Annotated in this window: 3 protein-coding genes; all 3 read left to right on the forward strand. The window is 34.9% G+C overall.

Translation table 11 applies throughout. The features are described from left to right. The first annotated feature begins 68 nt into the window (after positions 1–68). Positions 69–257, forward strand: coding sequence for a hypothetical protein (locus tag AB7E63_RS02290; RefSeq protein WP_006341789.1), 189 nt, complete (start codon positions 69–71; stop codon positions 255–257). Between the two features lie 222 nt (positions 258–479). Then, positions 480–7136 (forward strand): hypothetical protein, encoded by a 6657-nt coding sequence (locus AB7E63_RS02295; protein WP_428418587.1) that lies wholly within the window; start codon positions 480–482, stop codon positions 7134–7136. Positions 7137–7280: 144 nt separating this feature from the next. After that, positions 7281–14192: a hypothetical protein gene (locus tag AB7E63_RS02300; RefSeq protein WP_059359434.1), complete on the forward strand. Its 6912-nt coding sequence runs from the start codon at positions 7281–7283 to the stop codon at positions 14190–14192. The last annotated feature ends 63 nt before the right edge of the window (positions 14193–14255 follow it).

The following is a 14255-nucleotide window of genomic DNA, read 5'->3' on the forward strand; positions in this document are numbered from 1 at the left end:
TGGATGATTATATCGAAGCTGTTCATAACATCTATGTACAATCTTAAGCTCTTTAGCGGGAGGAATTGATGACTATATCAGAGATTTTGAAAAAAATCGCCTATCTTGAAGCTGTCAATGAAGCTCTCCATCAAGAAGTTCTTCATCTGGATGTTATGATGCGTCAATTGGGATTTAGTGGAGGACTCGAAACTGTTAAGCTAACAGCACGAGCAATATTACAAGATAAAAAATACCTTAAGAAAGAAAAAAAATAACTTAATTATATAATAATAAATAATAACTATATTTTTACCCTGAACTTGATTAGCACAGGTTCAGGGTTTTTTATTGTTTAATTTTTTTATTATCCTTTTTGTTGAAAATAGGTTTTAGTATATATTGTTTAAACTTGAAAAGTTTTTTACTGCCGAGAAATAAAAGTTTAAACAGATAGTCTTGTGCCCATTGAGAAGCCGATTTGCAAAAGGTATTTTTTTATGTTTTCTCCTACTTCATTTAATATTCGAACTATTTCAAATGTGGATTCTGTGGAGCAAAGTGAGGCATCAGAGCCTGCGCATTTCGCTATTTCATCTCGTTTTTCAATAGAAATTCCACCTTTTATTCCTTCAGAAGATCCACTTGATCAACGCGTAAAGGTTTTTATTGAATTGGGATACATGGATACCAGAGGTGTTTTAACTCCAAAGTTCTATGAAACGTTTGAGAACCCACCTGCGTTGGAAGAAAAGAAGGTACAGGAAATACGTCGAAGTTTAATAGAAAATCGGATGTTTAGATGCGGTCCATTTCAAATGGGGGAATTGCTTAAAACTTTGTGTAGCAATGCTCAGCATTATGCACAATCAGCCATGGCTTGCTATGTCGGAAGTGGGGTAAAAAAAATGGTTCTTGGAAAAGAGTATTTTGCACTTTTTCTGAGAATGATTTCAGATGGTCAGCTGGAAGAATTAGATGTAGGAATTCTCAAGGAATTATCTCGTGAAACAAGAGATGAAGATTACTTCATTTTATTGGAAAATCCGCAAGAAGGTTCTTTAAAATGCATGGTGGATGAAACCATTCACCTTTTGGCGAAGATTGAAGCATCCGACTATGCAACAATTCGGCACGCTGGTTTAGAAAATAGAAAAATTCAGCCAAACTTTACTCTCGTTTCATGGAAAAATCAATTTCAAAATTCAACTAAGAAAGCTCAAGTCTGTGAACTGGTTTTTTCCTTTAAAAGAGATCGATGCGTTCCTGAAAAAGAGCTTTGCATTGTGCTCAATCCACATCTTTCCTCCTCACAAGAAAAGATCTTTTATCCTGTGGGAGCACCATTAGAGAGTGGCAATGGTTATGAAAATGCTTCGCAAGGAATTGTCGATTTCATCACTCGCATCGTACATGGCAAAGCGGAAGATTTAAATGAACAAATGTGGCCCATGCTCATCGCACTCATATCGCAAGAAAGACGTTTTTATGAGTTGGAGGAAGGGAAAGCTGAAAGCCTCATCGATGCATTAAGTTTAAAATTAATGGAGCATGGCACTGAAACAGTTTTGGATGGGGTAAGAACGAAGCTCATCAATTATTTGAAAGAGCATCACCCGAATGACCAAAAAATGACTTTCACCATGGCATGCAATGCCTGCCTGTGTCTGAGAAAATTTTTTCCTGCGACAAAAATTCATGCTCTTTTTCTATCTTTAGTCGATAGCATTGCTTTCAATAATCCCTATTCCCCATTCGCACTGATAAAAGAAGGAGTCCTCCAATACCAATTATCGTTCCTAGATGTCATGCATATCCAGGCATGCTTTGCCACCTTGAGTTTTGGAGTAAAAAATCCAACACTGCGACATGATAATCTCTGCATTTTTTTAACAAAGTTTGAAGAAAAACCTTCTGTCAAAATTCTAGAAGATAGTCTTTCGGTTTTCATTCCTTTTGACCCTCTTGTCGGATATCGCATCTGTTTAGATTTATCCAAAAATGAACAGTTGCAGGAGTATTTTAATCAATTGCTACGTGCTTATTCACCCCTGAATGCTTATTCAGAAAACGTTGGATCGCAGCTTTCTCCCTATCCAAGGCAGCTTATTGAATTTTTAGATCCGTTGCAAAGTGAGATTCGAAAAAATGGATTTGGTCATAATCCATTTGTCAGCAAACTCAGCTATAAGCTTTTAGTGGCTATGCAAACAAGCCAAGTCTCTCAGGTTAATGTTCTTAAACTCTTGAAGTATTTTCCTTTTGTATTTGATACTGATGAGCACAACGATCTCCTTATCGAACACTTAGAAGCCTTATTAAATCAGGTTTCGCCTTGGAATGCATGGAGCGCAAAAATGTTTGGGAACTTTAAAGCGTTAAAAACAGAAGGTCGTAAAACGATTCCAGCCTGGATCCAAGCTCTCATAGGGACAAAATCTACCATTGCAGCTGAATTGACGAGGAATATTTGGGAAAAAGCTCCCAAACTAATGGAGAACGAAAATTTTTCGATGAAGTTGATCTATCATCTATCATCGATAAGTCTTCAAACGACACTGCACATGTTCAGCCAATTGATGGAGACGCCTGTCAAAAATCAAGAAAAGCGCACCCTTTTTTTTATTAAGTTAGGGCTTAAAGTTTTACAAGATAAGCAGTGTGAAATAAAAGATTTGATGAAATTTCTGGAATCTGGAAAAGCACATTACACGAGTGAAAATCTCGAACTCAGAAGGCAATGTGTCGAACTATTTATGAAGGTGATGCAGCGTCTAATTTCGTCTAAAAATCTGGCCTATGCACGTGAATTGTTATTAAATCTGACAGAGAAAAATATTCTCGAAAAAGATCATCCCGATGTAATGGCACTATGGAGAGATTGTTTAGGACATATCCTATCCCAAGAACAATTTAAAGAGCTTGGACTCGCTTTTTGGAACGATGGCAAGCAATATAAGGTTTGGCAAGACAAAGAAAGCAATCTAAAAAATGCGCTATTACTTGCAGAATATCTTGCTGAAAAGGAAACCCCATCTTCTGAAGAATTTCCAAAAATTCTCAACTATGTCTGCACATCTCATGCGAAGGATGAAAGAATTCATCAGCTTGTACTTGTGCATATTCAACAACAAGGTGGGATTGGGATCGTTCGAAAAGTTCCATCGGCATACTTGCCTCATTTATTACCAAACGAGAAGATACAGATTTTATTGAATGCTCTAGCCTATGAGATTAAGATTAAAAATATTGATGAAAGTCTAGTGATTGTGAATCAGATTTTAAATGGTAATCCGTGCGATGGCCAAGACTTTTTCCAAGATTTAACAAATGCTTTAATTCAGGAAATCATTTCTACACATGGATTCAGGTATCTTGAGGGGATTCAGAAAATGATTGCGCATGAAACTTTTGTCAATCATTTTGAGAAGGATTTCAAAGTCAATTGCTTGCTGGATTTGGTAAAAAGTTTTTCGGCCGATTTAATGCTCGAGCAGTTCTCCTTACCTTTGCAAAATTTATTGATCACTTTGATGAAAGAAACGTTAGATGATCCTTCTTATGCTGAATCCGCCTCCTTTTGTTTAAATTTATTACAAAAATTTACAAAGCTTCCTCCGGCTTTAAAAAGGTATATAGAGAACGATCTTATCCAGTTATTGCGCTGTAGCTATGTAAAGGCACAACCTGAAACCTTCTTTGCGTTAATCCAATTGTGTCTCCACAACAACTGTTTAGAAGTATCTCAAGAGGAACTCGAACTTTTTGCTTTGGAAGTCTTGAAGGATGCCCCTCATTTACAAGTTATTCAGGGGATTCATGATCTATGTAAAGCCTATTTTAAAGTAGATCGCATTCACAATGAAAAGACTATTGTACTATTTGAAAAACTCATTTGGGCCTTTTTCTCAAAGCCTGCAGCTTTTTATTGGGCCCAAAAATTAACCTCTACACTATCCCATTTATCCCCTTCTCAGCTTGAATTATGCGTGCGATTAAGTGGTTTCATTGAGTCTTCACAGGAAAATGAACTTTTGGAAAACTTGTATCAAAAAAATGTTGACTGGCTTGCTTTTGCCAAAGCATTGATCGCACAGGGAAGATATCATTCCATATTTCATCTGATCCAGCAGCATGGGAAAAAAGTGAGTATTGAGCTTAAAGATGTTGCAAAGGCATTGTTGCTTAATTTTCCTTTAAATGTAAATTTTGCTTCATTTTTATCCATTGTTGAACATGGCAAAATAGAAGAAATTAAAGATTGGATCGTTTTTTCTGAAAAAATTCTGCAATTCAAATCGAAAGATGCCAACGAGTCTTTTTATCATCTTTTTGTAAAAAAAGTGATCAACAACAAACAATTTCCGGCAACTCTTCAGGAGAAGGCTGAGTGTTTGATGAGGATGCTTCCATTTTTTACCTATGAACAGTGGATGGAAAATGTCGCGATTTTTACTTTTTTTGAAAATGTGCAGCTTCGTGTTGAGAGAATTGCTTTTTACAACCAAATCTTTAATGGGGTGATTTCTTTGCTAGACCAGATGGATGCAGAGATTGCACACAACCTAATACAAGGATATCAAAAGTTATATCGAAAAATAAAAAAAGAAGATCGTCTGTCGTTTGAATTAGCAGATTCCAAGATAATAGAATTTTTAGTGCACCACATTTCGCAAAACATGGCTTTGCTTGGATGCAAAGCCCTTAAGGAACGTCTTTTGGATGGAGAAAATCAGATTGCAGAAAAATTTTTCATCGCATTGATCAAACGATGTCAGCCCGAAGAAAACAATCTGAGACAAGAAATTATCAAATTGTTGAATGTGTATCAAAAGCTCACAAGTCCACATTTATTGAATCGAGTCATTGAGACAATGGCCTCGAATCAAAATATCCACGTAGAATATGAATTAAGCTGCTTAATCCTAAGATTCATTAGCGGTCAAAGTAATGAAATCCCTCAAGACTTTTATCTTTTGCTTATTCAACAGATGTCTGTTAAGGAATCTGAAGTACTTAAAAAAAATCTGGAAATTCTCGAAGAAAAAAATTTGGAACATTTTTTGACTCGAGCTGAAATAAATTTGCTTTATGTGAAATGGCTTAGTACAAAGCTTTTGGCTAGTGATACCGGGGGAGCGAAGCTTAATGCAGCGCGTCTTTTTTATGACAATTTTGAGAGGTATCAATCTTTTCCACAAGAGCGCCAACTTTGTTTGCTAAAAATTTCAGAAATGATCTTTAGCATGGATTTGAATAATAAAAATTACATTCTTTTTCATGCCTTTTTAACCCTATACCTAACAGAGAAGCCTATCCCTAAAATTTGGGGGAAAATTCCCGAAAACTCGACATTCACGTCTCCTCGTTTAATTTATCAGCAGTTGTTTCCCATACTGGGAAATGAGGCCCCTTCCACAAAAGATCCTATTTTTATTGAGAGATATCTTGCTTTTATGGAAGTGATGTTTGATTTTAATTTTTCCGAAAAGTGCGAAAATCCCGATTTTTTAAAGACTTTCAAAATCTGTTTAAGCGAATTCACCAAAATATATTATCTGATTCCTAAGGAAGAAAAAAAGAGATCGCATTGTAAGCAATTCATTAGGCATCTCACAAAATTTATCTATTCAAAAGCATGTATCATAAATAAACAGGTTCATTCTGATGGAATGGATGTTATTCTTGGTGATGCCGTCATGGCGGGCCTTTTTGTCGATGATGAGAATCTCTACCACGAATTGTTTCTGTGGGTATACGATAAATGGCCAAAATGTTCGAAGATTTCTGAATGGCAACAAGCTTGCATCGCAAAGAAAATCTTAAATCGAATGATCAATGATTATGGTGTGGATGGACTGAGATTTTTTGATACTCACCACAAGACTTTCTTAAAAGATCGAAATATATATTTTGAATCTTTAACTTCTATGTTGAATGTACGCCATGAAAATTCTTATATGGATCTGATTAATTATTATACATTAAAAATACAAACAATATTTTTATGCTTAAATGGGCACGAAGAGAGAAAAGATTTTTTTATTAAACTAAGCCATACAATCATTGATTCTCTAGAAGAAAGGTTAAATGGAAACAATTTTATCCAAATTGGTCTCTATTATTTAAGTACTTTTTCTCAAAGGCATTTTTTCGATAATGCGATGGGCCAGTTCTATATTTTATTGAAAAAAATTGGAAAAGTAATGATTAGGGATATGAAAAATTCACCACATTTATATGTAGATAATTTTTTTGATTGCCTATTTCAAAATTATCAATCGACAGATGTTTTCCTTCCGAGAGCATTTAAGATTAAATTGAGAGAAGTCGATTTTTATTTAAAAGAATTAATTAAAGTCTTGCCTTCTTCCAATCAAAAATTGAGACAAAAAATTTTAAGTCGGGAAATAGAATCTATAATTCCAGATACTGTGGAAGGTCAGTTCGTCGTAGAAGCTGAATTGTTAAAGGAGTTTATTGAATTATTTGCTTCTTGCCCTGAAAACATGCAGAAAAGAGGATTATATGTTTTAAAGGCCATCCAAAGATACTTCATTAAACATCCGAATAAAAAAATAGAGCAACTCGGAAGAGAATTAATTCTATTTTCATATAAAAATTTGATGGAATTATTAGAACATAGCTCGTTCGAAGTGTACGAAACGAATAAAGTTTATGTCCTTTTTTTAAGCTATTTCATTGAATTGAGAAAAAATGGCTCTTCAAAGGAAATAGAGCTCATAGAGGATTTTGATCTATGTGCTGAAATGATTAAATCTTTGTTTAATGGAACTTATCAGAAATTATACGATCGAATCGCGTTCCGTAATTTTTATCACAGTATTATGAAATTTTTTGATGAAATTTCAAAATTAGGTTCTCTAAATTGTTTAAATGTTTATTGCGACATCTTAGACTACATTTTAAGTGGTTTAATAAGAGATGTAAAATTTATAAAATTCAAGGAAAAAGAAGATCAGGAATTTATGGAATTCCTCCTTTCTAAAATTTTTATTCCTCAGCTGAAGAAAAATGAAGTAACCGAAGAATTGAATTCGAAAATTAATGAACTACGAAAAAAATGGTTAATCATTTATGAAAAAAACAATAAGTTAAAAATGGGGATAAGATTCTTAAGTAAATATGAGAATTAAATCATCCCTTGGAAGCCTATCGTTTGTATAGGCTTCGAGTCATATTTATTCAAAATATCACGTGTTAATGGTTAATCCATTCACGGAATTCGGGCGAACTCAATTCATCCACCATTAGTATAATTATTACAGGAAAAACGACACATGAACATCCCATTCTTAAATTTTGACTGCCAATCACGAGTAACTCCTTCTCCCTTAGTAAGTCCGACCTTTGAGCCGCATGAGTCCTATGCAGGCAGTGCAAGATCTCCGATCGGTTTAAACGAATTTTTTCCCGCTATAGATCCTTTCGACCAAATTTTGTTGGAGATGATTAGAGAGGGAAATGCGGATCGATATGGAAGATTAACGGATCAGATAAAAAACAATGTAAAACGAGGCTTTTTTGCTTTAGATAAGGGGGAATTCGATCGCCTTTGTCAGGCGTTATATCATGTCTTAGGAATTCTAGAAAAAGGTGAAGTCGTGACATTACATCACCTTCTGCATGCCTATTTTCAAAATCCTGAAATCAGCATTGCCTTTTCAGGAAAGGGATTAAAGCAAGCATTTCTGGGAAAAGGTTATTTTACTCGCATTGTAGATGTATTAACCAACGGAAAGGTTAAAACCTTAAGTTCGGAAATGAATACCGAATTATCGCATGTCATCACACAAGAATTTGTTGAGCTATATTTCCTGTCAGAAAATCTTTTAGCAAAAACTTACACATCTTTTCTCCAACTTCTAGTCAAACTTCCAGGGGAGCTATTCCAAGATAGTGAGCCAGTGGGGAGACGTCATGTCACATGGATCAGCAAGCTAGATGGAACAAGATGGCATTTTATTTTCACACTTGCGCAAAATGATTGCTTTTTGGAAATGCAAACCCGTCTTCCCCTCGAAAGCTTTTCTAATTGCAAGATCCACTTGCCTATTATTCCGAATATTTATTGGCCCATTCTGCCTATTGGCGAAAAGAATGAGGATCTTGAAGCTGAATCGCAAAATGATGGCATGCAGGGATTGGCAGATTTTTTGACAAAAATTTTACATGTGAATCACTTCGAAGATGTGAATGCTGAGTCTTTTGCAAAATTGATTGCCCTTATTTCAGATGGATACCGAGATTACGGAGGTGGCTTTCAGAAGGCGTCAGATGCTCGAGCGCACAAAAGTTTAATTTGGCAGTTTGTGAATCACTTTTTTAGTCGTTCAGAAAAGAGCAAACGCGTTGAAATGATGACTTCAGCCATTTTAAATTTTCAAGACAAAGAAGGTGAAAAGTCTGCTAAAATGTGCTTGACGATGGCTTGCAATGCATGTTTAAGCATTAAACCACATGTCAAAACACATGAATTAGATCAAATTTATGAAGTTCTGACCGCCCGAACAAAGATTGAAAATCCCCATTCCATTTTTTCATTGATTCAAGAGGGGATTAGTGAATGGGGAATGTCGTTTGAGGAAGTGATGCAAATCCAGCAGTGCTTTGCCATTGTGGCTTTGGGAGTTAGACGCCCATCTTTAAAAAAAAAGAGATTGCATGTCATTATGACTAAGCATGAAGGGGCTCCTGCAATTAAAATCCAAGAAGAAGGAAAATCTATTTTTTTGCCGTTGGAACCCTGTTCAGGCTTTAATTTGTGTTTAGAACTGATGTCTAATCGTCCCTCTACAGTTGAATATCTAGAAAAAGTTTTGGATGCCTATCTACCTATAAATTCCTTTGATCTCAATGAGCGCTCACAACTTTCCGATAACGCTCATTACTTACATTTTTTTTTAAAATCTCTTGAAGAGACAATCCGATTTAAAGGATTTGGAAATGAACCTTTTAGCTATATTTTGAGCTATTATCTTTTAGCGGCATGCCAGACTTGTAATCCCACAATTGTTTCTCTAGAGCTTCTTCTTAAAAAGCATGTGAATCTTTTAGAGATGGTGCAAGATCCTTTGAAAAAAATCAATTTGGGTTATCAAATGGTGAATTTGCTTATTTATTCACGATTTGAACCATGGGCAAGCTCTGCGTTGATTATGTATCGTCATTTTCAAAATTATTCCCCAAGAAGCCTTCCGTTAGTTGCATGGGTGTGGGCGCTTGCTGGTATTCAAAGTCCCAAGGCTTACCAGCTTGTTATGGATATTTGGAAAAAAAGTCCTCCTTCTTTAAATCAAAATGAAGCTTACCACATCGATATGCTGTATAAATTTATACAGATTGACTTAAAGCTTTCTTTGGATTTGTATAAGTCACTTTGTGCTTTACCTGTTGCGAATGCGGAATGTCGGTACAAGCTATTTTTGGACTTAGCCGAAGTCTTTCTTAATGCGAATACTTTCTCTTTTGTGGAATATCTAAAAGCCTCTTTTCCATTTCTTAAAGAAAAAGATTTAGTTTTTCATCTAACGCCCTTTAGAATAAAAAGCGATCACGTATTTTCTCGCATTTTTACGTGTCTTATTGAAAAAAAATATTACACAATGGCGTGTAGCCTTTTATTTATTTTGACTGAACAAAAAATTGTGGAACCATCGGAAGATCCTGTATGGGACACAATTTTTAACAAAATGATCCAAATAAAAGATATGCCAAAAGCGATCTCCCTGTGGGAAGAAGGAAAAAGACATTGCGCATGGACGCGGACAAATTTATCTTTGGTGATTTCTTTAGCCGAGAATTTATTTCACGCTAACGATTCAAATTGGAATATCGAAAAAAAAGAAATTTTAAATTTCATTTGTTCACATTCCAAAGCGAATCCTCGCATTACGTCTTTGGTGGATTCTGTCATTAAAGATGGAGGAAAGCATGTCATTGCAAAAGAGGTTCCTGAATCTTACCTAGCCTTCATCTCTAAAATAGATCAAATGAAAATCGTTTTGAATGCTTTGAAATTCGAAATAGATCAAGGGCATTATGTGCAAGCAGCTGAAGGATTATTAAAAATATTTCAATATCCCCAAAAAATAACGATCAAGATATTTAGGAGGTTTTTTTCACAGATCGTTGAAAATCCAGAGCATTTAAAAGATTCCAATTTAATGGATGTGGTATTCAAGATTCTTTTAGAGAATGAATTTAATACGCTTTTCAAAGATGATAAAAACGAAAAAGTGACGTGGATTCTTCGGTTTTTTCAAATATTGACTGGCGAAACAACGACAGGTCAATTTTCGAGGAATCAGCAGAGACTATTTGAGCTTTTGTTAAGAGATGTCTTTAGCAATGGCCACATGAACGGTTATCCCAATCAGGCAATAGCATGCTTACAAACTCTTTTGCTTTTTAAAGAGATCCCCGCGAATTTACGAAAGTGTCTTAAATTAATTAATTTAAATCTCTTAGAATTTAGTCTAAGCCTACCCATTAAAACAATGTTTGCTGAACTGGTTCAATTTTTGATTAATCATCAATGTTTGCCAACGCATGCTGAGATTTTTCTAAAAAGGATGAATCGATTATCTCTCAATTATTTAAAATCCTCTCAAGTTTCGGAAGAGATTCTCGGTTTTCACCATCTCTGGAAAGACTATGCCCATAAAAAAGACGTTGCAAAGTTAAATCCAGAGGTGCTTGAAATATTGATTTCCCGCCTAATCGATATCTCTCAAATTGCGTTTGCACATTTTTGGACTGAGCAAATTTTAAAATATTTTTCAGGGAATTCTTCCATAAAAATGTTGTTGCGCTTGGGCGTTAGTCTTAATCAGTCATTCCCGGCTGAGCTTTATCATCTCCTCGCACTTTTCTATGAAAAAAAATGGAAAGATCCACAAAGTAAAAAAGCTGCGTGGAAAGTACTTGCAGAGGATTGCATAACAAAAAAACACCTTGACCCTATCTTTATTTTAATTGAGAAACAAGGGAAAAACGTGATCGCTGATTTGGTAGAATATGCAGCCGTCCTTGTGGAGCCATTTTTAACTTCTCCTTGCCAAAGTGAGGAGGATCTCGATCTATTTTTCAGCCTTGTTCAAGTCGGAAAACTCAATGAACCACTCTATTGGCTAGATCTTATTGAAAAAATACAACGAAATAAATCGCAACGTTTGAAGGAAAATTTTTTAGGAATTTTTAAGCAGAAAATCATTGAAGAAGACATTTTAAAAAATGATCCCGACGAAAAGGCTGCGTGTTTATTAAACTGTATACCTCTATTTGAAAGCCTCCCTTCTTTTGATCCCAATCAGTGGTATCAAGATTCTTCAATTACACATTTTTTCAAAGACGAAAGATTAATTGCCCAGCGAAAGGCTTTTTATTTACATTTATCTGAGCATAAAAATTTTATTCATCCCATTGAGAAACTGATTCAGCATAATAAATTAAAAAATATTTTAGAGGGATGCAAAGCATTGGTCGTTGCATTCGAAAATGAACCGATGTGTTTGAAAAAAGAACAATTTCTTCTCACCTTATTAAAACGTTCTTACAATCCTCAAAATGCAGGCCAGCGCCAGGTGATTCAAGAGATGCTAAAAGTTTTGGATGTCTATGCCACCAAAACGGATACACAATGGGTCGATTTGGTTATGGAAGCCTGCATTCTGCATCCAAATTTGGTCATTCGAGGAAAATTTTCTATTTTAAAGCATCGCCTTCTCCCAGTGAAAGGTAGCGATTGCTTTGAGATCTTCTGCCGTTGGATGGAATTACCTTCCCAAGATGAAAATTTTATTAAAGTGATATTTGAGATATTGGAAAGTCCACAAGCTCTTCAATTTCTAAGCCAAGATCAAATTGATCAGACTGTAATTCGATGGATTTATGTTTGCTTAAAAAATAAAAAATTATTTGCGATCGATCTCTTCTATCAGTATTTCTTGAAATTTGAAAAATCTCCAAAGGAAAAGGCTGAATGTGTAGCAGAAGCTGCAAAAATCATTCTTCAATATAATGAGGAGAATGCCACTAAATTTGTGCATATTAAATACTTCAATGCGATGCTGTACTTATGGCTTAAACAAAGCCCCGAAGATAGTTATTTAGAAAAACGAAAACATTTGCCAAAAGAGGAGCGTGATCGTTTTCTTTTAGATGTTTTATTTGACTGCCACGAACCTGGGATTCAGAGTAATCCAGATCAATTGGCTAAGATTGAAAGAATTTTTCCACAGCCATTTCCACACTTTTTAACACCTATTATTTATGAACGTATTTTTGAATTTACCGAAGTCTTCTTCTGTTCACTATGTCCAGAAGATTTACCGAGAATGTATTATGGCACATTTTCGTATTATCTGAACCGTTTCTCTGCTCTACTCTGGGATCTGTATCCCTATTCTCCAGTGCCAAATCGAGCCTCGTATTTTCACAATGTGATGTTAGATTTAATCGAAAAGCTCATTCATTTTGATTATCGCGATTTTCCACACACTTTGAATAAGATTTTACATACAATGCTCATGAAAAATCGTGCACCTTTCGATATCGAAAGGTTTTGTAAAATTTTCTTATGCGTTAATGGGTCATTTCCGGAAGGTGCAGAATTAGCAAGAGAGAAAGTGACCAGCATAGTGGAATGGGCAATAAAGATGCTCGGAAATAAACCTGATTTTGAAAGTAAATGCTTAAGTATTCTAATCTTTAAAAACTACAGTCGCATTTTAGTAAAAAAGAATATTGAAACTTATTTTGAATATCTCGACTTCATACTTGCACAGATGGGCATGGAAGAATTAATCAGAGAGATAGAAGATTTGTTGTATACGCAAGGTATTTTACTTTCTCCAACAGGGGAAGTTTCCATTGATGAATCAAGGCCTTTTTTTGTTTTTTATGATGGAACAAAAAAAGGTCAAGCATTATGCCTGCGAGCCTTTGATAAAGTTTTTGATGCATTATCTAATAATGCGAATTCCAATAAATTTTGGAAAAAAGGCTTTAATCTATTGGTTGGAGCAATTGACGACTCTATTTTTGAAGGACATTATAATAAGTTTTATTCTTACGTGGATAAAATAGGACTCAGTGTTTTTGAAATGTCTCTGATTGGAGATCTCTCTCAATTTACACCACTTTTCTCACTCCTTTTTTGCGATTTGAAAGATTCTCCCATCATAAAGCTCTCTTATGACGAACAAATCTTAAGGTTAGCCAAGATTGATCATTGGTTAAATAAATTTGAGACTTCTTTTTTGAGTGAAAAGCCATCTGAAGAAAGAAATTATCCTGAGATTTTGAAGCGATTGAGGGCTGGAAAAATAAAAGATAAGAAAAAAGCTTTGCACGATGTAGAAAGCCAACTCATTAAAAATGTGATTAAATTTGCAATCCATGCCGATTTATTTACACCTTATTGTAGAGCAGACTTATTAAGATATTTTCAGGATATCCTTTTAAAAAGAGGGGAGAGAGATTTTGATTTAATCCTAGATTGTTATCGTCTTTTTTGGAATTTGTTAGAAAATAATGGCTCTGATTTTTCTAATAAAAAAGAAACGCAAATAGCGTATTTTAGTTTGGTTTTAGCTAGTAATCCGGAATATTCTTTAGATATATTTAAAAAGACTCAAAAAGGTCAAGAGCTAGCCTCTATATTGTTTAATGAGATCTTAGAGGTCTGGATTAAATCTTTCAAGAAAGTCAAAGTATGGAATGTTGAGACAGCTCATATTCGTTTTCAAGAGATATTGGCATTCATATACAGTGCACTTGAAAATAAAGCTTTCGAATTCTCGAATAAGTTTTATGCTATACTCAACTCTATTTTAGACGCTAGCAAAGCCGTCGGTTTTTCTAATCTAGGTGAAGCATTTAAACTTTGTGAAGTATTTAACAGAGCCTTAGTTCTTATTATTAAAGACAATGCTCCTGTGGATGAGCCATTCATAAATTTAATGGCAAAAATCAGTGGTCAAATCACATTGATGATGCGAACTCTTCCTCTTGAGAAAGAAGAAAGAGATGTATTAGTTAGTCTACTGATTAAATGGACAGATATTTTTTATGATAGAAAAGCTTTTGGTAAGGCATTGATCATACTCAAAAAAGACAATTTAAAACCTGAGTTGCTTGAAAGGAAGGTTGTAGGCTTTGTCACAATTGAGACAATAAACAAGAAATAAGTTGATTGTCCAAGCTTTGAAGCGCAATAAGCATTTTTAACTTATAACGAGGGGACTAGACAG

This window comes from Parachlamydia sp. (genome assembly GCF_050255895.1).
Taxonomy (GTDB): domain Bacteria; phylum Chlamydiota; class Chlamydiia; order Chlamydiales; family Parachlamydiaceae; genus Parachlamydia; species Parachlamydia acanthamoebae.

Coding starts and splice junctions, on each gene's coding strand:
- AB7E63_RS02290 (WP_006341789.1), top strand. CDS start 69: ATGACTATATCAGAGATTTTGAAAAAAATCGCCTATCTTGAAGCTGTC.
- AB7E63_RS02295 (WP_428418587.1), top strand. CDS start 480: ATGTTTTCTCCTACTTCATTTAATATTCGAACTATTTCAAATGTGGAT.
- AB7E63_RS02300 (WP_059359434.1), top strand. CDS start 7,281: ATGAACATCCCATTCTTAAATTTTGACTGCCAATCACGAGTAACTCCT.